Below are 20,141 nucleotides of genomic sequence, written 5' to 3'. Positions count from 1 at the left end.
CCGCCGCCCTGCTTGGGCCCGGGTCCGGGGCACAAGGGAGCGCTTCAAAAGTGGTTATGCAGAAAGTCGCGAATCATCTTAATCTCAACATCGACCGGTCCTCACCGGTGCCGCTCTACCACCAGGTGGTCCAGGGCATCGAGGCCGCGATCCACGGCGGGATCCTTCCCCCCGGCAGCCGTCTCGACAACGAGATCGACCTTGCCGCACAGCTGAACCTCTCCCGCCCCACCATGCGCAAGGCCATGGACGAGCTCGTCCGCTCCGGACTGCTCGTGCGCAAGCGCGGCGTCGGCACCCAGGTCGTCTCCAGCCAGGTCCGGCGCCCCCTTGAGCTGTCCAGCCTCTTCGACGACCTCAGCAACAACGGCAGCGAGCCCACCACGGAGGTGTTGAGCTTCTCCCACGATGAAGCCGACGCCGCCACCCGGGCAGCACTCCAGATTCCCGCGGGCTCGAAGGTCTACCATTTCACCCGGCTCCGGAAGGTCGGCGGAAAACCGCTGGCGCTGATGGAGAACTGGGTCCGCGACGACATCACACCCATCGACGAAGCGCTCCTGGGCTCACAAGGCCTCTACGCGATCCTCCGCAACGGCGGCGTGAACTTCCGGCTCGCCTCACAGCGGATCGGCGCCATGATCGCCAACGACTACCAGGCGACCCTGCTGGATACCACCCCCGGCTCGGCCCTTGTCACCATGGAGCGCACGGCCGTGGACGACACCGGGCGCCAGGTGGAGACCGGCCACCACGTCTACCGCGCGGATTCCTACAGCTTCGAAATGACGCTGGTCCAGCGCTAGGGCCGCCAGCGCCAGGCGACAGCGCATGCCGTTGGGCCTTGCGCGCCCCGGCACTGCACATCTGGTCCCCCTCTGCACCGCTCCCCCGTCCACCCGCGTCTTCCCCGTCGCGACAACGAAAGGGCTGAACTCATGGCCAACTGGGTCTATCCGCTCGGCACCGCCGCCGAAGGCACCTGGGACGTATCCCTGGGCACCTCCGATTCCACCCTGGAGGTGGAGGGCTGGGCCCACACCGGGCTGAAGGTGGCCACACTGCGGCCCGCGGCCGCCGTCGAACTTCCCGCCGCGGACGAGGAACGCATCGTAGTCCCGCTCAACGGGTCCTTCACGGTGTCGGTCGACGGCGAGGAGTACCGGCTGGCCGGCCGGGACAGCGTCTTCGGCGGCCCCAGCGACGTCCTCTACACGGGGACCGGCAAGGCCGTGACCATCAATTCGGCCGACGGCGGACGCGTCGCCGTGGCCACCGCCCCGGCCAAAGCGGCCTACCCGACGCGCCTGATCACGGCCGCGGAGACGCCGGTCGAGCTGCGCGGGGCCGGCAACTGCTCCCGCCAGGTCCACAATTTCGGGACCCCTGCCGCGCTGGAAGCGGACCGCTTCATCGTCTGCGAGGTCCTGACGCCGGCCGGCAACTGGTCCTCCTATCCCCCGCACAAACACGACGAGGAGAAGGAGGGCGAGACCAGCCTCGAGGAGATCTACTACTTCGAGACCCGGGTCGCCCCCGGGGCTCCGGCCCGGCCGGGATCCGACGACGCGATCGGCTACCAGCGTGTATACGCCTCCGACGAGCGCCCCATCGATGTCTCCGCGGAGGTGCGGACCGGGGACGTCGTGCTGGTGCCCTACGGCTGGCACGGTCCGGCGATGGCGGCCCCGGGCTACGACCTGTACTACCTCAACGTGATGGCGGGCCCCGGCCCGGTCCGCGACTGGCTCATCAGCGACGACCCGCACCACGGCTGGATCCGCCAGACCTGGGACGGCCAGGATGTGGATCCCCGGCTGCCTTTCTGCCCTTAAGCGGGCTGCAGTTCCTGCTCGGCGCTGTCGACGTCGGCCGGCCGTCCGGCGCCGTGACGCTTCGCGGCGGCTGCCGCGAACACCATGACCCCCAGGCCCAGCAGGGTGATGCCGGCGCCGGCCCAGATGGGCGAGGTGTAGCCGAGGCCGGCGGTGATGGTCACCCCGCCCATCCACGCGCCAAGCGCATTGCCCACATTGAAGGCGCCGATGTTGGCGCCGGAGGCCAGGGTGGGGGCGGTGGTGGCGTACTTCATGACCCGCATCTGCAGCCCGGGGACCGTGGCGAAGCCGAAGCCACCCAGCAGGACCATGGAGGCGATGGTCATCGGCTGGTTCCCGGCGGTGAGGGCGAAGGCCACGAGGACCACCACCAGTACGGAGAGCGCCACGAGGAGGGTGCGGTCCACATTCCGGTCCGCCGCCTTGCCGCCGACGGTGTTGCCGATGAAGAGGCCCACGCCGAACAGAATGAGCAGCCACGGCACGGTGGAGGCGGAGAACCCGGTGACCTCCGTCAGGGTGAAGGCGATGTAGGTGAAGGCGCCGAACATGCCGCCGTAGCCGAGGATGGTGACCAGGATGGAGAGCCAGACCTGGCCGGACCGGAACGCGCGGAGTTCCCCGCGAAGGCCTCCTGAGGCAGAACCAGTTGCCACTTCCCCCGCACCGGTCCTGGGCACCAGCGTCAGGATCCCCACGAGCGCCAGCACGCCGATGCCCGTGATCGCCCCGAAGGTGGACCGCCAGCCCGCGGCCTGGCCCAGCATCGTGCCGAAGGGAACACCCAGGACATTGGCCGCCGTGAGCCCGGTGAACATGATGGCAATCGCGCCGGCCTTTTTGGTGGGGGCGACCATACTGGCGGCCACCACCGCGCCGATGCCGAAGAAGGCACCGTGCGCGAGCGCCGCGATGATGCGGCCGATCATCATCAGCCCGTAGTCCGGTGCGACGGCGGAGACCAGGTTGCCCGCGATGAACAGGACCATCAGCACGGCCAGCACCGGCTTGCGCTCGAAGCGGGTGACGGCGGCGGTCAGGAGCAGGGCTCCGACGACGACCGCGAGCGCGTAACCGGAGATGAGCCAGCCCGCCGTAGCCTCGCTGACCTGGAAGTCCGCGGCTACTTCGGGCAGCAGGCCCATGATGACGAACTCGGTGAGTCCGATCCCGAACCCGCCGAGGGCGAGTGCTATCAGGCCAATTGGCATGGCGGAGCTCCTTCAAAAACTGTACGGAAAGAAAAGCGAAGCGTAAGCTATTAGTTGCAGACGCGTTATTTATTGTTGCACAAGCAACTATACCGCGCAAGCAACTAATTTGTGGGCTGTCGGTGTTCCGGGATTTGTCGGGGCGGGGCAGGCCGATCGGAAGGGAAGAACTGATGGGCATCAAGGACGACGCCGTCGAGGTCCGGGCGCAAGGCTGGCGGACCCTGGCGGCCTTGCACGCACTGATCGAGGCGGAGCTGGAACGCTCGCTGCAGGCTGTGGCGCAGCTGTCGGTCGTGGAGTACACCGTGCTGGATGCGCTGAGCCGCCAGGACGGCTGGCACATGCGGATGCAGCAGTTGGCCCGCGCCACGGCGCTGAGTGCCAGCGCCACCACCCGCCTGGTGAACCGGCTCGAGGACCGGGGCCTGCTGACCCGGATCCTGTGCGCCGATGACCGCCGCGGAATCTACACCGAGCTCACTGCCAGCGGCATCAAGCTGCTGGAGGAGGCCCGGCCCAGCCATGACGCGACGCTGGAGCGGGCGCTGGCCGAGGCGCAGGAGGTGCCGGAACTGTCGCCCCTGGTCGCTGCCCTTCCGAAGCTGCACGCGGCCGTGTAACAACACGCCAGACGCCCTGATGAAGCGCAAAGTCCCGTCCCGCGTTCAATCGCGGGGCGGGGCTTTGTGCTGGAAGATCCGGGCTACTTTGCCGCCAGCTGCTTGAAGTGGTGTTCCAGGTCTTCCAGGCTCTTGTCCTTGGTCTCCGGGATGTACTTCGCGGCGAACGCGATGGCACCGACGCCCAGCACGGCAAAGACGAAGAAGGTGTTGGAAAGCCCGATTGCGTCGAGGAGCTGCGGGAAGCCGAAACCCACCAGGAAGTTCACCGTCCACAGCACAAAAGCGGACGTTCCCATCCCGAGGCCCCGGATGTTCAGCGGGAAGATCTCCGAGAGCATCAGCCAGGTGACCGGTGAGATCGCGCCCTGCTGGAACGCCAGGAACGTCACGGTCAGGGACAAGATCACGAAGCCGCGGGCAGTGCCTTCGGGCAGGACCAGCGAGAAGAACCCGATCAGCAGCAGCGCCGCCGTCGTACCGAACTGGCCGGTGATGAGCATCCTGCGCCGGCCCACCTTGCCCAGCAGCCAGATCCCCACGAACGTGGCCAGCACCGAGATGACGCCGTTGGCGATGTTCGCCGTCAGCGCGGCCTCCCTGCCGAAGCCGGACTCGGCGAGGATCTGGTTGCCGTAGTACATGATCGAGTTCACGCCGGTGATCTGCTGGATGACAGCGAGGCCGAAGCCCACCACGAAGATGTGGCGCAGCCAGGGCACCCTGATGTCCTGCCAGGAACCCATCGTGGACTTGTAGTCCTCCACGGCCATGGCCTTGACTTCCTCAAATTCGGCCCGGGCCTCGGACTGGGAGCGGATCCGTTGCAGCACGCTGAGGGCCTCACCGAAGCGGCCCGTCGAGGCCAGCCAGCGCGGGCTCTCGGGCATGACGTTCATCCCGACCCAGAGCGCGATCGCGGGCAGGGTGGCGACCACGAGCATCCAGCGCCAGATCCCGCCGGATTCCCCGAACCTGGCGCCGAGATAGGCGTTGAAGATGAAAGCCAGCAGCTGGCCGGTGACGATCATCAGCTCGTTCCGGGTGACGATCCGTCCGCGCCGGGCACTCGGGGAGATTTCGGCGAGATACACCGGCACGGTGACCGATGCCCCGCCGACGGCCAGGCCAAGGACAAAACGGGCGGAGATCATCACTCCCGTGGTCGGAGCGAAGGTGCAGGCCAGCGTGCCGATGAGGAAGATGGCGGCCAGCACCATGAGCATCTTGCGGCGGCCGTTGCGGTCCGCGAGGCGTCCGCCGAACAGGGCGCCGAAGGCGGCACCAAAGAGCAGCGAGGAGGTCACGAGCCCTTCGGTGAGCGGCGTGAGGCCCAGGTCCTCCTGCATGTACGGCAGGGCGCCGTTAATGACGCCGGTGTCGTAGCCGAAGAGCAACCCGCCGAGGGTGGAGATGAAAGTGGCGGTGCGCAGAGCCCGCTGGTGGTTTTCGGACGTCTTGCGCTGTCGGGGAGTTGCCGCCGACTTCATACGTTCACCTTCTGGATCTGCTGCTACCTGATCTTCAGCTGGTCGCTGCCGAAGAGTTTGTCCCAGTTGACGTCGCCGTCGCCGATTTTCAGGTTAGCAGCAGAAAGCGGCCCGCCGGAGCCGCACTCCTAGCGGTACAGGGCGGGCCTGGCGTTCAGCTTCACGGCGACCTTTTCGCCGTTCTTCTGCGCCTCGACGCCGGCCTCGCAGCAGGCGGCGGTGGCGTAGCCGTCCCAGGCCGTCGGCCCGCCGATTTCGCCGCGGAGGGCGGCGTCCACCCAGGACTGGATTTCGACGTCGTACGCCGCGCCGAAGCGCTCCTCGAAGCCGGGGGTGACATTCCCGCCCCAGCGTCCGGACGTGCGGGTATACGGGCCGTTGTCGCCGCCGATGTTGACGATGCCGTTCTCAAAGGAAGCCTGGGTGGCCACCTCGTACCCGAACTTGGCGTTGACGAAGATCTCCACGTCGGCCAGGACACCGGATTCGGTTTCGATCAGCACGTGCTGCGGGTCGTGCTGGCCAGATGGGGCGTTCTTCGTGGCCTTGCCCAGGCGGACCTGGACGGACGTGATCTCCTCGCCGGTGAAGAACCGGACGGCGTCGAATTCGTGCACTACGGAGTCGTTGATCAGCATCTCGTTGGTGAAGCCGTCAGGCGTGGCCGGGTTGCGGTGCTGGTGGTGCAGCATCAGCAGTTCGCCGAGGTCGTTGGCGCGGATGATGTTGCCCAAAGCGGCGTATTCGGCGTCGAAGCGGCGCATGAAGCCGACCTGGATGCGCTGGTGGCCCAGGTTTTCCTCGGCCTGGACGATCTTCCAGGCGGAGGCGGCGTCCGGGGTGAGGGGCTTCTCGCAGAGGATCGGGATGTCCCTGGCGATGGCCTTGAGCAGGATGTCCTGGTGCAGGAAGCCCGGGGTGGCGATCAGGACGGCGTTGACGTCGCCGTTGTTGAGGGCCTCGTCGGCGTCCGCCAGGGCGACGGCGCCGGGGATGCCTTCGATGGCCGCCTGGGCGCGGCCGAGGTCGACGTCGACGACCGCGGCAACTTCAGCGCCGTGGATGCGGGTGTTGAGCCGCTGGATGTGGTCTGCGCCCATACGGCCGGCGCCGATGACAGCAACGCGGAGGGTCTTGGTCATGGTTCTGGTCCTTTGGGTTCTAGTTGACGGCGGTGCGGGAGCCGCACGAGAGCAGGTAGTTGCGGGTCCGCCGGGCGATCGGCATCGGGACGTCGAAGGCGACGGGGTACATGTCCTGTTCCACAATGCCAAAAATCGGCCGGTTCAGCGCCTCGACGGCTTCGATGACGGCGCGCAGGTCCGGCAGGCCGTTCGGCGGTTCGGTCATGACGCCGGCCAGGTTGGCGGCGGCCCAGGTCATGTTTTCCTCGTTGACCTTTTTGAGGATGTCCGGGTTGATCTGCTTGAGGTGCAGGTAGCCGATCCGGTCCGGGTAGTTCTTGATCAGGTCCAGGCTGGAGGCCCCGCAGTATTCGGCGTGGCCGGTGTCCAGGCAGAGGTTGAGGTATTTCGCGTCCGTGGCGGCGAGGAGGGTCTCGATGTCCTTCTGCGCGCCGACATGGGAGTCCGCATGGGAGTGGAACTGCTGCTGCAGGCCGAAATCCTCCAGCAGGGTCTTGCCCAGGCGGTTGTGGCCGGCGAAAAGGTCACTCCACGCCTTCTCGGTAAGCTCGCCGCTTTCCACCGCCTCGCCGGTGACGTCGTCGCGCCACATGGCCGGGATGACCACCACGTGGTCGCCGCCCATCGCGGCGGTGAGTTCGGCAACCTTGCGGGCCGGCTCCCAGGCGGTTTCCCACTGGTCCAGGCCGCGGTGGAAGGCGGTGAACACGGTGCCGGCCGAGATCTTCAGATCGCGGGCCTTGAGCTCCTCGGCGAGCCGTGCGGGGGCGGTGGGGAGGTAGCCGTAGGGGCCGAGTTCGATCCACTTATAGCCCGATTCGGCCACCTCGTCCAGGAACAGTTCCCACGGGGTCTGCTTCGGGTCATCCGCAAACCAGACGCCCCACGAGTCCGGCGCGGTGCCGATGATCAGCTTGTTCTCAGTCATATCCATCCCTTCTAATCGGTTGCTCCACAAGTGCCCTTTTGGGCGCTCAAAACGGCGCCTGCTCAGCACTCGATTCTCTATTGGGCGGTTCAGCCGAGCAGCTTGCGCTGGCGGCTCTTGTGGTCGATGTAGGTCCGGAACGCCTGTTTCGTGGAGTCGAGCTCGGAGACCTGGGACACCGGAACATCCCACCAGGACTCGGAGCTGGGGGCGTCCAGCAGCGGGTCGGATTCGACGTGGATGAGGATCGGGCCGCCGCGTTCCGGTGCCGCCTTGGCGTCCCGGACTGCCTGTTCGAGCTCCGCGATGACCTTCTCCCCCGGTTCGATCCGGATCACCTTCACGCCGAGGCTTTCGGCGTTCAGGGCCAGGTCCACGGGGAGCCGCTCGCCGTCGTCGAAGCTGTGGTGTTCCTCGTCCAGGGCGCGGTACTGGGTGCCGAAACGCTGCGAGCCGAGGGATTCGGAGAGCGAGCCGATGGAGGCGTAGCCGTGGTTCTGGATCAGCACCACGATCAGTTTGATCCGTTCGGCGACGGCGGTGACCAGTTCGGTGTGCATCATGAGGTAGGAACCGTCCCCGACCATCACGACGACGTCGCGCTGCGCCCCGCCCCTGGCCGCTTCGGCCAGCGCCGCGCGCTTGACGCCGAGCCCGCCCGGGATCTCATAGCCCATGCAGGAGTAGCCGTATTCGACGTGGTAGCCGAACGGGTCCCGGACGCGCCACATCTTGTGCAGGTCACCCGGGAGGGACCCGGCGGCGCAGATGACCACGTCCTGGGCGTCCATGGCGCGGTGCGTGGCGCCGATGATCTCGTTCTGGGCCGGCAGCGGGGTGAAGCGGGTGTCGAAGGCCTCGTCCACGGTCGCGTCCCAGCGGGTCTTCTCGGCCGCGATCTGCTGTTCCAGGTCCGCGCCGACCCGGTAGCCGCCGAGGGCCTGATTCAGCTTGACCAGGGCCTTGCGGGCGTCCGCCACGATCGGCAGGGCGGTGCCGTGCTTGTAGGCGTCGATCGCGGCAACGTTGATGTTGATGAACAACACGCCCGGGTTCTGGAACGCGGTCCGGGACGCGGTGGTGAAGTCCTCGTAGCGGGTGCCGATCCCGATGATCAGGTCCGCGTCGGCGGCGATGGCGTTCGCCGCCGTCGTGCCGGTGGAGCCGATCGCACCAAGGGAGAACCTGTGGTCCCAGGGCAGGACGCCGACGCCGGCCTGGGTGTTGCCCACCGGGATGCCCGTCACCTCGACGAACCTCGCGAGCTCCTCGTTGGCGTAGGCGTACAGGACGCCGCCGCCGGCGATGATCAGGGGGCGCTTGGCGGCGCGGATGGCCGCGGCCGCGCGGCGGATGTCCTCATCGTCAGCGTCCGGGCGGCGGATCCGCCATTCGCGTTCGGCGAGGAATTCCTCGGGCACGTCGAAGGCCTCGGCCTGGACGTCCTGGGGCAGTGAGATGGTGACGGCGCCGGTCTCGGCCGGGTCCGTCAGCACCCGGAGCCCGTGGTGGAACGCGGAGAACAGCTGCTCGGGCCGGGTGACACGGTCAAAGAACTTGGACAGCGGCCGGAACGCGTCGTTGACGGTGATGTCGGAGGCTTCCGGGCGTTCGAGTTGCTGCAGGACAGGGTCCGCGGCGCGGGTGGCGAAGGTGTCGCTCGGCAGCAGGAGAACCGGCAGCCGGTTGGTGGTGGCCAGCGCGGCGCCGGTGAGCAGGTTCGAGGAACCCGGGCCGATCGAGGTGCTGACCGCGAAGGTCTGGCGCCGGCGGGTGTGCCGGGCGTAGCCCACCGCCTGGTGCGCCTGGGCCTGTTCGTTCCGGCCCTGGTAGTACGGCATGATCGTAGGATCGAGCTGCTGGTACTGCTTGAGGGCCTGGCCGACGCCGGCGACATTGCCGTGGCCGAAAATGCCGAAAGTCCCTGGGATCAGCCGTTCCCGGTAGTCCTGGCCGCCAATCGAATCGACGGTGTACTGCTGGGACAGGTATTCGACGACCGCCTGGCCGACGGTCATTCTGCGTGTTCCTGAGGCAGTGTTCATAACCATGGGACGTTACTCCGATACTTCTGCGGCGCCGGATGCGGTGCGGGTGGATGCGGTGTGGTGCAGCAGCGAGGCGGCGGTTGCGACGGCACCGGCCACGTCGCCGTCGTGCGGGTAGAGCAGGGTCCGGCCGACGGTGAGGCCCTGGACGCCCGGCAGCGCGAGGGCGTCCTGCCAGCTGGCGAAAACTTCGTCCTGGCTGCTGTCCGGATCGCCGCCAAGGAGCACGGTGGGCATGGTGGTGGACGCCATGACGCGTTCCATCCCGGCCACTACCGGCAGTTTCATCCAGGTGTAGGCGCTGGTGGAGCCAAGGCCTTCGGCGATCGCGACGGACTTGATGACGGCGTTGGTGGAGAGGTCGTTGCGGACCTTGCCGTTCTCCCGGACGGACAGGAACGGCTCCACCATCGCGATGAGCTTGCGCTCGGCGAGCGAGTCGATCGCTTTGGCGGTGGCTTCCAAGGTGGCGACGGTGTCCGGGTCGCCGAGGCAGATGCGCGTAAGCATCTTGCCGCCGTCGGCTCCCAGCGCTTCCAGGGCGGCAGCGGTGTGGCCGGTGAACCGGTCGTCGAACTCGTTGACCAGGCCCGAGAGCCCGCCGCGGTTCATCGAGCCGAAGAGCAGTTTGCCATCCAGCGCGCCGAGCAGGAGAAGGTCGTCCAAGATGTCCGGGGAGGCCAGCACGCCGTCCACGTCGGGGTTCGCCAGGGCGATCTGCAGGCGGTCCAGGAGCTGGCGGCGGTCGGCCATGGCCCCAGGATCATTGCCGACCGCGAGTGCCCCGCGGGCCGGGTGGTCGGCGGCGACGATGAAATTCTGTTGGCCGGCCCTGACGCCGGGGTGGCGGCGGCGGGCCTTCGCGGCGCGGGCGACCGCGTCGGGATCCTCGAGCCGGATGATGCTCAGGTGCTCGTAGCGGCGCGGGTTGTCATCCACCGCAAGGCTGGCGGCGGCGGGGTTGACACTCACAGTGTTGCTCCTTCGGTGGCGTAGGTGCCCGGCACGATTCGGCCGCGTTCGGCGAGCAGGCCGGTGACCTCGTCCGGCGTCGGCATCGCATCAGCACAGGACAGCCGGGAGGCGACAAACGCGCCGGCGGCGTTGGCGAAGTCGAGGACCTGGGCGAGCGGCCAGCCGGAGAGCAACCCGTGGCAGAACGCTCCGCCGAAAGAGTCGCCGGCACCCAGGCCGTTGACGGTTTCCACCGGCACCGGGGCAGAGACAACGCGTTCGGTGCGGGTCTTGGCCATCACGCCTTCCGGGCCGAGCTTGACGACCGCGATCTCGACGCCGGCGGCGAGCAGCCGGTCCGCCTGATCGTCCGGGGTGCCTTCGCCAACGGCGACGGCGCATTCCTTGTCGTTGCCGATGGCCACGGTGACGTGCGGGAGAATCCTGGCGACCTGATCCCGGGCTTCGGCTTCGGAGGCCCAGAACATCGGACGGTAGTCGAGGTCCAGGATGGTGAACTGGCCGGGCTGCAGCCCGTTACGGGGCCGGGCCTCGTGGGCCGTGAGGTGGGCGGTCCGGCTGGGTTCCTGGCAGAGTCCGGTGACTGTCGACCAGAAGATTCCCGCGTCCCTGATGGCGTCCAGGTCCAGCTCCTCGGCCTTGATCTGCAGGTCCGGGGCCGTGGGGAAGCGTCCGTAGAAGTAGAGCGGGAAGTCCGCGGGCGGCTTGATCGCGCAGAATGTGACCGCCGTGGGCCATTCCTTCACCGCGGTGACGAAGGAATCGTCCACGTTGAACTTGCGCAGTTCGCGGTGCAGGTAGTTGCCAAAGGCGTCGTCGCCGGTGCGGGTGATGACAGCGCTGCGGCGGCCGTGGCGGGCCGCGGCGACTGCCACGTTGGACGGTGATCCGCCAAGGTACTTTCCGAAGGACGTGACATCCTCCAGATCCACCCCGATGTCGTTCGGGTAGATATCAACGCTGATGCGCCCGATCGTGAGCAGTTCGTGGGTCACGGTGATCGCGGACCTTTCTGGTGTGAACTCGGTACCTTTGCGCAACCTGAGCTTCGGTGCCTAGGAGGCCGGCGTGAGCCGGGCCACATCCACTACTCTGCCCCAGAATCTATGTACTGTCAAAGGTTTGTACTGACATATTTACAACATGACACGGAGGGTCTGAATGCCGCCGCGGCCCGGCCCGTGTGGCAGGCAGTGGGCGCAACCCCTGCGGGCTACGTGCCGGGGACGCCGAGCTCACCGGTGACGTACTGCGCCCGGCCTGGGTAAGGATCTGAATCATCACCACATCCGGCGTCCGCTCGAGGCCGAGGCAGGCGTCCTGGGCCAGGATCTGACCCGCGGGATGTTCGGTCAGGACATGGAAGTAGTCCCGCTCCGGAATGCCATAGTCGGCCACGATGGCGTGGTGGATTCCCCGGCTGAGCGCCCGGAGCTCCACCGGGGTCCGGCCCTGGGTGACGTCGATTCGCACGAAAGGCACTCATTCCTCCCCTTCATTTGTCCTGACATACTAACAATCACAGACCGAGGGATCAAGAGAACACCGCAGCGCGGGGTCATCTCCCGCCCATCCCGGGGTGTGGAATGGACGCGAGGTGACCCCGCGCTGGGCTATTGCGCAGACCGGAGGCCAGGCGTAGCGTTAACAACCTAGAGGTTGATCAATGAACTGGTTGATCACCGGTCACTGCCAGTGGAGCAGCAGAAGAACACCGCCGGATCCTGCACGGGAGGTCGATATCCCCATGGACGACGGCGACGACGGCATGCTCGATTCGGCCTTCCTGGCCCTCGCCGACCCCGTCCGCCGCCGCATCATTGCCCGGCTCAGCCGGGGTCCGGCCACCGTGAATGAATTGGCGGAACCGTTCGCGATCACCAAGCAGGCGGTCTCGAAACACATCCAGGTCCTCGAGCAAGCCCAACTGGTCACGCGCACCCGTGACGCCCAGCGCCGGCCCGTCCACCTGAATCCCGCACGGCTGGAGGCGCTCACCGCATGGATCGACCAGTACCGGCTGGTCCGCGAGGGGCAGTTCCGCAGCCTTGACGCCGTGCTCCAGTCAGTTGCCGCGGCACGCGGCACCCAGGCAAAGGACACATCATGACCAACGCCCTGAAAGTTACTGCTCCGGAGGGACTGCCCTTCATCGATTTCGACCGGGAATTTGATTTTCCCGTCACCGAGGTCTTCCGGGCCCACAAAGAACCGGACCTCGTCGCCCAGTGGCTGGGCCCCCGGCGGCTCAAAATGGACATCGACCATTACGACTTTCGCACCGGCGGCAGCTACCGCTACACGCACACTGGGCCCGACGGCGCCGCCCACGTGTTCAGCGGGGTCTTCCACACTGTTCGGGACAACAGCTTCGCCATCCAGACCTTCGAATACGGCGGCTATCCGGACGTGGTCAGCATCGAGTTCCTCACCTTCGAAGATCTCGGCGGCGGCCGCACCCGGCTGTCGGCGCATGCCGTCTATCCCAGCATGGAGGCCCGGGACGGCATGGCACAGTCGGGAATGGAAGGCGGATTGACCGAAGCCTACGAACGGCTGGAGGAGGTCCTGGCCGGCGCGAAGGTCTGAGTGCACCCCGCCCCAGCGATGGTACGACGCCCCAGCGAGGGCACGACGGCGGCAGGTCACCTTCTCCGGAAAGTGACCTGCCGCCGTCGTGCTTAAACCGACACCGCGGGGCCACCCCCTGCCCGGCCCAGCAAGTGGGACGGACCGAAAGTGACCCCGCGGTGCAGTGGTACCTGGTGTTCTTCGGCCCTAGAGGGTGGCGAAGACCTCGCGCAGGAGCTTGGCTGTCTCGGACGGCGTCTTGCCGACCTTGACGCCGGCAGCCTCGAGGGCTTCCTTCTTGGCCTGGGCAGTGCCCGCGGAGCCCGACACGATGGCGCCGGCGTGGCCCATGGTCTTGCCTTCCGGGGCGGTGAAGCCGGCCACATAGCCGACAACCGGCTTCGTGACGTGTGCCTTGATGTAGTCGGCAGCGCGCTCTTCGGCGTCGCCGCCGATTTCGCCGATCATGACGATTGCCTTGGTCTCCGGGTCGGCTTCGAACGCTTCGAGGGCGTCGATGTGCGTGGTACCGATGACCGGGTCGCCGCCGATGCCGATGGCGGTGGAGAAGCCGAGGTCGCGCAGTTCGTACATCATCTGGTAGGTCAGGGTGCCTGACTTGGAGACCAGGCCGATGGGGCCCTTACCCGTGATGTTCGCCGGGGTGATGCCGACGAGGGCCTCCCCCGGGGTGATGATGCCGGGGCAGTTCGGTCCGATGATGCGCGTGACCTGCTTGCCGTCGGCGTCCACCATGGACTGGGCCAGCGCCCAGAACTCGGCAGAGTCCTGGACCGGGACGCCTTCAGTGATGACAACGACCAGGCCGATGCCTGCCTCGATGGCCTCAACGACCGCGTTCTTGGTGAAGGCTGGCGGCACGAAGACGATGGAGACATCGGCGCCGGTCTCGGCCATGGCTTCCTTGACGGTGCCGAATACGGTGATCTCGTTCTCGCCGTGCACAACAGTGGTGCCGGCCTTGCGGGCGTTGACGCCGCCGACAACGTTGGTGCCGGCCTTGAGCATCAGGGCGGTGTGCTTGGTGCCTTCGCCGCCGGTGATGCCCTGGACGATGACCTTCGAGTCTTTGTTCAGATAGATAGACATAGTCGGGTCCCTTTACTTCGCTGCGTTGGCGAGCTCGGCGGCCTTGTCGGCGCCCTCGTCCATGGTGGCGGCCAGGGTAACCAGCGGGTGGTTGGCCTCGGCCAGGATGCGGCGGCCTTCCTCAACGTTGTTGCCGTCGAGGCGGACTACCAGCGGCTTGTTCGCGGAGTGGCCCAGCTCGGCCAGTGCACCGACGATGCCCTTGGCGACGGCGTCACAGGCGGTGATGCCGCCGAAGACGTTGACGAAGACGGATTTGACCTGCGGGTCGCCCAGGATGACGTCGAGGCCTGCTGCCATGACCTCGGCAGAAGCTCCACCGCCGATGTCCAGGAAGTTGGCGGGCTTGGCGTTGCCGTGGTTCTCGCCGGCGTAAGCGACGACGTCGAGCGTGGACATGACCAGTCCAGCGCCGTTGCCGATGATGCCCACGGAGCCGTCGAGCTTGACGTAGTTGAGGTCCTGCGCCTTGGCCTTGGCCTCGAGCGGGTCAGCTGCGTCCTTGTCTTCAAGGGCTGCGTGCTTGGCGTGACGGAAATCGGCGTTCTCGTCGAGGGAGACCTTGCCGTCAAGGGCGACGATGTCACCGGCGCCGGTGAGGACCAGCGGGTTGACCTCTACCAGGGTGGCGTCTTCCTTCTTGAAGACGTCCCAGAGCTTGAGGATGACGCCGGCAACTTTGGCGCGCAGTTCGTCGGCGAAGCCGGCCGCGGCGACGATCTCGTCAGCCTTGGCCTGGTCGATGCCGACAGCCGGGTCGATGGAGATCTTGGCCAGGGCTTCGGGGCGCTCAACGGCGAGCTGCTCGATTTCCATGCCGCCTTCGACCGAGCACATGGCCAGGTAGTTGCGGTTGGCCCGGTCCAGAAGGACGGAGAAGTAGTATTCCTCGGCGATGTCCGCACCCTGGGCGATCATGACGCGGTGGACGGTGTGGCCCTTGATGTCCATCCCGAGGATGTTGGTGGAGTGTTCAAACGCCTCGTCAGCGGTCTTGGCAACCTTGACGCCGCCGGCTTTGCCGCGGCCTCCGGCCTTGACCTGCGCCTTGACGACAGTTACGCCGCCGATTTTCTCGGCAGCTGCCTTTGCTTCTTCAGGGGTGTGCGCCACGATGCCGGCAAGCACGGGTACACCGTGCGCCTCAAACATATCGCGCGCCTGGTATTCAAACAGGTCCACGGTTGAGTGTCCTTCTACGTCGAAGTAGTTTCTGTACAGCCGGACCCCACGTTATCGCGGTTACCGGGCTGCGGAATAAACGCACCCTGCGACTTGCTTGGAAACGAGCCACACGGCGCAATGCTCCTTTCGGAACTCTAGCCCTTCCTTGGGAGAAGCCCTCCCCAGAGTACCCGTAATGTGAGTAAGGACACTATTCTATGGAGCGTAGAAAAACGCCTAGATTACGGGGGTTTTGGGGCTTCCGAGCGCCCCCGCGGGCCGGGTTTACCGGCTGCGGGAATCCGTTCGCAGCCCTCGCGCCCGACGCGGAAAGAGGCGCCCGCGGAGAGTTTTCCGCAGCTAACGCCGGTGCTAGGCGTCGATTTTGGTCAGCGGGGCGTACCGGAGCAGGAGACGCTTCTCGCCGACGCCGAACTTCACCTTCGCGACGGTCTTGTCCCCGGCGCCTTCGACGGCGAGTACGGTGCCGTTGCCGAAGCTCGTGTGGTTGACCTTGTCGCCCACACTGACCGCCACGATCTCCTTTTGCGGCTGCACCCGGTTCTTGGCGATGGCCGCGGGGACGTCCGCATTGAACCCGGCGGTGGGAGTGCCTTCAGACCCGCGGGCCGTGCCGGCGCCCCAGAAGGACCCGCCGTACCGGCTGGATCCGATCGCGGCGCCGCTCCCCCAACCGCCGGCCTGGCGGGTGGAGCCTTCGCGCTTCCACTCCACCAGTTCCGCGGGGATTTCCTCGATGAACTGGCTGGCGGGGTTGTATTGGCTTTGACCCCACATGCTGCGGACCTCGGACCGGGTCAGGTAGAGGCGTTTCCGTGCCCGGGTCAGGCCCACGTAGGCGAGCCGGCGTTCCTCTGCCAGTTCCTTGGGATCGGTGGCGGAGCGCTGGTGCGGGAACAGCCCGTGCTCCATGCCGGTCAGGAACACCACGGGAAATTCCAGGCCCTTGGCGGTGTGCAGGGTCATCAGGGTAACGACGCCGAGCCGCTTGGCTTCGGCGACGGCGGCGGCGAGCTGGTCGGGGCTCCCTGCGGGTGCGTCCGGAATCTGGTCGGCGTCGGCGACGAGGGACACACCTTCAAGGAAGGCTCCGAGCGAGCCTTCGGGGTTGTCGCGTTCGTATTCACGCACGACGGCGACGAGTTCCGCCAGGTTCTCCACGCGGGACTCGTCCTGCGGGTCGGAGCTGGAGCGGAGGGTGGCAAGGTAGCCGGTTTGTTCCAGCACCGCTTCCAGGGCAGCTGCCGCACCGGAGCCGGAGGCCACCTCGGCGAGGTCGTCGAGGAGCTTCACGAAGCCCTGGACCGCGTTGACGGAACGGGTGGCCATGCCCGGCGCCTCATCGGCGCGGCGGGCCGCTGCCATGAACGAGATCCTGTCGCGCTGCGCGAGGGAGGCCACGGCACCCTCGGCCCTGTCGCCGATGCCGCGCTTGGGCTCGTTGAGGATGCGGCGCAGGTTGACGTCGTCGTCCGGGTTGACCAGGACCCGGAGATACGCGAGAGCGTCTTTAATTTCCTTGCGCTCGTAGAACCGGGTACCGCCGACCACTTTGTAGGGGAGGCCGACACGGACCAGGACGTCCTCAATCGAGCGTGACTGGGCGTTGGTGCGGTAGAAGATCGCGACGTCGCCCGGGCGCAAATCACTTTCGTCCTGCAGCCGGTCAATTTCCTTGGCAATGAACTGGGCTTCGTCGTGCTCGTTTTCGCCGACATAGCCGACGATTTTCTCGCCGTCGCCCTCTGCCGTCCAGAGCCGTTTCTCCGGCCGGTTGGGGTTGCGGGAGATCACCGAGTTGGCCGCGCTGAGGATGGTCTGGGTGGAGCGGTAGTTCTGCTCGAGCTTGATGGTGTGGGCGTCCGGGTAGTCTTTTTCGAATTCCACGATGTTGCGGATATCGGCGCCGCGGAAGGCGTAGATGGACTGGTCCGAATCGCCGACGACGGTCAGCTCGGCAGCGCCGGGGCCTTCGCCGACGATCTCCCGGACGAGGGCGTACTGGGCGTGGTTGGTGTCCTGGTATTCGTCGACGAGGACGTGCCGGAAGCGGCGCCGGTAGGACTCCGCGAGCGCCGGGAAGGCACGGAACATGTAGACCGTCTCGGCGATCAGGTCATCGAAGTCCATGGCGTTGGCCTGGCGCAGCCGCTGCGTGTAGCCCTTGAAGACCTCGGCAACGGCCTGTTCGAAGGGCTCGTTGTGGTTGGCGCTGGAGGAATAGCTGTCAGCGTCGATCAGTTCATTTTTGAGCGCCGAGATCTTGTGCTGGATGGCCTTGGGCGGAAAGCGCTTGGGGTCGAGGTCCAGGTTTTTCGCCACCAGGTTGATCAGTCGCAGCGAGTCGGCGGAATCGTAGATGGAGAAATTGGAGTTCAGCCCGACATTCTTAGCTTCGCGGCGCAGGATCCGGACGCAAGAGGAGTGAAAAGTGGAGACCCACATGGTCTTGGCCCGGCCGCCCACCAGGGCTTCCACCCGTTCCCGCATTTCGGCGGCGGCCTTGTTTGTGAAGGTGATGGCCAGAATTTCGCCGTGGTGGGCGCGGCGGGTGGCGATCAGGTAGGCGATGCGGTTGCTGAGCACCCGCGTCTTGCCCGAGCCGGCACCGGCGACGATCAGCAGGGCGCTGCCGGCGTGCTTCACGGCCTCTTCCTGCTGCGGGTTCAGCCCTTCCAGGAGCTCCGCCGGGCCCGGAAGCGCGGGGTGGTCCCCTTCCCCTGCCGGGTGGCCTCCGTGGACGCGGCCCGGCCCGGCGTTTTCCGCTGAATCCAGCCCGGCCATGCCCATTCCGGCGGGCGTTTTTGTGTGCACCGCCGACTTTGAGGCAGCTGCGAAAGGTCCGTCGGCGTAAGGGTCAAACAACATATCCATGGTGTTAACAAGTCTAGGCGGTGCCGCTGACGCCGACGTCCGCCCTGCCGGGCATGCCCGTCTCCGCCCACGGCCACTGGACATAATGCCCATATGTCCAGGCCCCGCCACCAACAATGAGCATGTCCGCCGCAGCCGACACCCACCACCGGGCATGCCCTTCCGGGCTCACAAAGAACGGGCATGTCCGCCTGGGACGGCACCCACCACTGGGCATGCCCTTCTTCGCCCACGGCCACTGGACATAATGCCCATATGTCCAGGCCCCGCCACCAACAATGAGCATGTCCGCCGCGGCCGACACCCACCACCGGGCATGCCCTTCCGGGCTCACAGAGAATGAGCATGCCCGCCTGGGCCGGCAGCCACCACCGGGCATGTCCTCCCCGCGGGGGGCGCCCGCCGGCCGCTAAGCTACGGAGCCGGATTCCAAGGCGGCGCGGAGCTGCTGGACCGCGGTCGTTCCGCCGGCGACAAACCAGTCGAGGCCGTTGACCCGGACGACGTCGACGGCGCCGCCGGCCGCGAGGACAATGGCTTTGCCCGGGAGCCAGTCCCATTCCGGGCAGCTGTGCTGGAACCAGCATCCCAGTTCGCCGTCGGCCACTCGGCTGAGGTCGCAGGAACCGGAGCCAAACATGCGCAGCGCGGCGGCGGACGTCGCAGCGGCATGCCACGGCATGGCGCATAACGGGTCGGCGAGCCAGGTGGGATGGATGTAGGTGGCTGCTCCGAGTTCGGACAAGGGGGTCTCAGCGCGGCGGGCGCCCCCGACTCCGCCCGGACCGAACGTCACCAGTGGTTCACTGTTGAGCGTGGCAGGCTTCTCGGTTCCGCCGAGCCAGAGTTTGTCCTCCTCCGGCTGGTAAATTGCACCGAGCAGCACCCCGGAGGGATCCTTGAGGGCAATCGCGGAGCACCAGTAGGTGGAGCCGTTCAGGAAGTTATACGTCCCGTCGACCGGGTCGATGACCCAGGTCCGGCCGCTGGTGCCGGCCACGGAGGCCCCCTCTTCGCCGAGGATGCCGTCGTCGGGCCGGCAGCGCTTCAGCTGTTCCAGCACGTAAGCCTCGGCCGCGTGGTCGGCGGCCGTGACGACGTCGGAAACCGACGTCTTTTGCCGGCCCTCCAGCCCGGCCTGGCGCATGAGCAACGCCAGGGTGCCGGCCTCGCGCACCAGTGCCTCGGCGAGCCGGTAATCGTCCAGGGCGGGGTCGAGTTCAGCAGTGCTGTGCCGGCCAAGCCGGTGCTTTCCTAGTTCGGTCACGCGCTCCAGCCTATCGGCGCCCACCGGCAGTGAACAGGCAGGCCCGGCGAGGCACGGACCCGGCGGGCGTCCCACGCCGCCCGGCGGCCGGTTTCGCGACGGGGCCGGGCGATAATGGAGCCATGGCCAAGACACCCGCACAGCGAATCAAGAAGCACGGCGCCAACGCGTCGGTTCCCCAGCACCAGCTGCCGCCGGTGATCAATCCCAGCACCAGCCGCACACCGCAAAAGGCGCAGAGCAACAGCAACCTGATCCTGATCGCCGGCGTTGTGGCCAGCCTGTTCCTGTTCTGGTACCTCCACCTGCTCACGCTGAACCAGCTCACCCAGCTCAGTGGGGGCCTGGCTATGCCGGACTCCCTGATTGGCGGCTTCGACCCAGGCTTCGTGGAACAACTCCGCGGCGCGACAGATGAAGCGGCCCGCGGCCAGCTCAACTACGTCCACAAGACGGCAGGCACGCTCTTTCCGCTAATCTTCGGCTTCACCTGGCTGCTGCTGATCGGCACCAACGTGGCCCGGAAGGGGCTGCGGTGGGCGCTTTGGGCAGCTCCCCTGCTCTTTGCGGCCGTCAGGCTGTGGGGTAATGCGGCGATCGACTCCATGCTTTCTGCGGACACGGTCGACGCCGGTCAGGTCGCTTTGGCCTCGGGCCTCACGGTCGCGGGCTGGGTGCTGCTGGTGCTGAGCCTGTTGGCCGGCGGCGCAGCGGTGTTCCTGGGCCGCAAGCGTTCGTCCGCCGCAGCTCCCACCACTGGACATGCTCATTCCTAAGCGTTGCCAACGGGCATAATCCGGTGATGTCCATCCGTCCGGGCCATCGGGGGCATGCCCAGCAGGAGGCCGGCCGGGCCCGCGCGTCCGGCCGGCCGGC

18 protein-coding genes are annotated in these 20,141 nt (G+C 66.8%); 6 read left to right on the top strand and 12 right to left on the bottom strand.

The features are described from left to right. Window positions 1–56: 56 nt before the first annotated feature. Window positions 57–806 (top strand): GntR family transcriptional regulator, encoded by a 750-nt coding sequence (locus VUN84_03340; protein XAS65747.1) that lies wholly within the window; start codon window positions 57–59, stop codon window positions 804–806. A gap of 132 nt (window positions 807–938) precedes the next feature. Further along, window positions 939–1,835, top strand: a complete 897-nt coding sequence (gene iolB / locus VUN84_03335; protein XAS64721.1) for a 5-deoxy-glucuronate isomerase — start codon at window positions 939–941, stop codon at window positions 1,833–1,835. On the opposite strand, the gene VUN84_03330 is transcribed toward iolB, so the two are convergent. Then, entirely contained in the window at window positions 1,832–3,049 is a 1,218-nt protein-coding gene (locus VUN84_03330; GenBank protein XAS64720.1) for an MFS transporter, read from the bottom strand. The two genes, iolB and VUN84_03330, sit on opposite strands and share 4 nt — an antisense overlap. A 173-nt stretch (window positions 3,050–3,222) precedes the next feature. Here VUN84_03330 and VUN84_03325 point away from each other — a divergent pair, with 173 nt between their 5' ends. Further along, window positions 3,223–3,672 (top strand): MarR family transcriptional regulator, encoded by a 450-nt coding sequence (locus VUN84_03325; GenBank protein ID XAS64719.1) that lies wholly within the window; start codon window positions 3,223–3,225, stop codon window positions 3,670–3,672. 83 nt (window positions 3,673–3,755) lie between these two features. Here the strand turns inward: VUN84_03325 and VUN84_03320 are convergent, their stop codons facing one another. The 7 genes from VUN84_03320 to VUN84_03290 form a co-directional block, all read right to left on the bottom strand. Further along, window positions 3,756–5,162 carry a sugar porter family MFS transporter gene (locus VUN84_03320; GenBank protein XAS64718.1) on the bottom strand — a complete coding sequence of 469 codons (1,407 nt, stop codon included), beginning with the start codon at window positions 5,160–5,162 and terminating at the stop codon, window positions 3,756–3,758. A 128-nt stretch (window positions 5,163–5,290) separates the two neighbouring features. Continuing rightward, window positions 5,291–6,304 carry a Gfo/Idh/MocA family oxidoreductase gene (locus VUN84_03315; protein XAS64717.1) on the bottom strand — a complete coding sequence of 338 codons (1,014 nt, stop codon included), beginning with the start codon at window positions 6,302–6,304 and terminating at the stop codon, window positions 5,291–5,293. A gap of 19 nt (window positions 6,305–6,323) precedes the next feature. Then, the gene (locus tag VUN84_03310; GenBank protein XAS64716.1) at window positions 6,324–7,235 is read right to left on the bottom strand and encodes a sugar phosphate isomerase/epimerase; all 912 of its coding nucleotides are present in this window, start codon (window positions 7,233–7,235) and stop codon (window positions 6,324–6,326) included. An 89-nt stretch (window positions 7,236–7,324) separates the two neighbouring features. Then, entirely contained in the window at window positions 7,325–9,253 is a 1,929-nt protein-coding gene (iolD, locus tag VUN84_03305; GenBank protein ID XAS64715.1) for a 3D-(3,5/4)-trihydroxycyclohexane-1,2-dione acylhydrolase (decyclizing), read from the bottom strand. A gap of 39 nt (window positions 9,254–9,292) precedes the next feature. Further along, window positions 9,293–10,255 (bottom strand): deoxyribose-phosphate aldolase, encoded by a 963-nt coding sequence (locus VUN84_03300; protein XAS64714.1) that lies wholly within the window; start codon window positions 10,253–10,255, stop codon window positions 9,293–9,295. Beyond that, window positions 10,252–11,253, bottom strand: coding sequence for a 5-dehydro-2-deoxygluconokinase (gene iolC, locus VUN84_03295; protein ID XAS64713.1), 1,002 nt, complete (start codon window positions 11,251–11,253; stop codon window positions 10,252–10,254). The genes VUN84_03300 and iolC overlap by 4 nt, the downstream gene beginning before the upstream one ends. Window positions 11,254–11,362: 109 nt before the next feature. Continuing rightward, window positions 11,363–11,740, bottom strand: a complete 378-nt coding sequence (locus tag VUN84_03290) for a tautomerase family protein (protein ID XAS64712.1) — start codon at window positions 11,738–11,740, stop codon at window positions 11,363–11,365. Window positions 11,741–12,005: 265 nt separating this feature from the next. Between VUN84_03290 and VUN84_03285 the strand changes: the two genes are divergently transcribed. Then, window positions 12,006–12,368 carry a metalloregulator ArsR/SmtB family transcription factor gene (locus VUN84_03285; GenBank protein XAS65746.1) on the top strand — a complete coding sequence of 121 codons (363 nt, stop codon included), beginning with the start codon at window positions 12,006–12,008 and terminating at the stop codon, window positions 12,366–12,368. Beyond that, window positions 12,365–12,847, top strand: coding sequence for an SRPBCC family protein (locus VUN84_03280; GenBank protein XAS64711.1), 483 nt, complete (start codon window positions 12,365–12,367; stop codon window positions 12,845–12,847). Before VUN84_03285 ends, VUN84_03280 begins: the two co-directional genes overlap by 4 nt. 189 nt (window positions 12,848–13,036) lie before the next feature. Here the strand turns inward: VUN84_03280 and sucD are convergent, their stop codons facing one another. From sucD to VUN84_03260, 4 genes are all read right to left on the bottom strand, one after another. Further along, on the bottom strand, window positions 13,037–13,939 hold the full coding sequence (gene sucD, locus VUN84_03275) for a succinate--CoA ligase subunit alpha (GenBank protein XAS64710.1): 903 nt from the start codon (window positions 13,937–13,939) through the stop codon (window positions 13,037–13,039). 12 nt (window positions 13,940–13,951) lie between these two features. Next, window positions 13,952–15,121, bottom strand: coding sequence for an ADP-forming succinate--CoA ligase subunit beta (sucC, locus tag VUN84_03270; GenBank protein ID XAS64709.1), 1,170 nt, complete (start codon window positions 15,119–15,121; stop codon window positions 13,952–13,954). 354 nt (window positions 15,122–15,475) lie between these two features. Beyond that, entirely contained in the window at window positions 15,476–17,998 is a 2,523-nt protein-coding gene (gene pcrA, locus VUN84_03265; protein ID XAS64708.1) for a DNA helicase PcrA, read from the bottom strand. A gap of 409 nt (window positions 17,999–18,407) precedes the next feature. Then, on the bottom strand, window positions 18,408–19,265 hold the full coding sequence (locus VUN84_03260) for an inositol monophosphatase family protein (protein ID XAS64707.1): 858 nt from the start codon (window positions 19,263–19,265) through the stop codon (window positions 18,408–18,410). Window positions 19,266–19,387: 122 nt separating this feature from the next. On the opposite strand from VUN84_03260, the gene VUN84_03255 reads away from it, so the two are divergent. Further along, a complete protein-coding gene (locus VUN84_03255) occupies window positions 19,388–20,041 on the top strand; it encodes a hypothetical protein (GenBank protein XAS64706.1) in 654 nt (217 codons plus the stop codon). The last annotated feature ends 100 nt before the right edge of the window (window positions 20,042–20,141 follow it).

Source organism: Micrococcaceae bacterium Sec5.8, from assembly GCA_039636775.1.
In the GTDB taxonomy this organism is placed as follows: domain Bacteria; phylum Actinomycetota; class Actinomycetes; order Actinomycetales; family Micrococcaceae; genus Arthrobacter.
The sequence above is the reverse complement of the archived record's forward strand: the minus strand, read 5'-3'. Positions and strand labels throughout refer to the sequence as shown.

Coding starts and splice junctions, on each gene's coding strand:
- VUN84_03340 (XAS65747.1), top strand. CDS start 57: ATGCAGAAAGTCGCGAATCATCTTAATCTCAACATCGACCGGTCCTCA.
- iolB (XAS64721.1), top strand. CDS start 939: ATGGCCAACTGGGTCTATCCGCTCGGCACCGCCGCCGAAGGCACCTGG.
- VUN84_03330 (XAS64720.1), bottom strand. CDS start 3,049: ATGCCAATTGGCCTGATAGCACTCGCCCTCGGCGGGTTCGGGATCGGA.
- VUN84_03325 (XAS64719.1), top strand. CDS start 3,223: ATGGGCATCAAGGACGACGCCGTCGAGGTCCGGGCGCAAGGCTGGCGG.
- VUN84_03320 (XAS64718.1), bottom strand. CDS start 5,162: ATGAAGTCGGCGGCAACTCCCCGACAGCGCAAGACGTCCGAAAACCAC.
- VUN84_03315 (XAS64717.1), bottom strand. CDS start 6,304: ATGACCAAGACCCTCCGCGTTGCTGTCATCGGCGCCGGCCGTATGGGC.
- VUN84_03310 (XAS64716.1), bottom strand. CDS start 7,235: ATGACTGAGAACAAGCTGATCATCGGCACCGCGCCGGACTCGTGGGGC.
- iolD (XAS64715.1), bottom strand. CDS start 9,253: ATGACCGTCGGCCAGGCGGTCGTCGAATACCTGTCCCAGCAGTACACC.
- VUN84_03285 (XAS65746.1), top strand. CDS start 12,006: ATGGACGACGGCGACGACGGCATGCTCGATTCGGCCTTCCTGGCCCTC.
- VUN84_03280 (XAS64711.1), top strand. CDS start 12,365: ATGACCAACGCCCTGAAAGTTACTGCTCCGGAGGGACTGCCCTTCATC.
- sucD (XAS64710.1), bottom strand. CDS start 13,939: ATGTCTATCTATCTGAACAAAGACTCGAAGGTCATCGTCCAGGGCATC.
- pcrA (XAS64708.1), bottom strand. CDS start 17,998: ATGGATATGTTGTTTGACCCTTACGCCGACGGACCTTTCGCAGCTGCC.
- VUN84_03255 (XAS64706.1), top strand. CDS start 19,388: ATGGCCAAGACACCCGCACAGCGAATCAAGAAGCACGGCGCCAACGCG.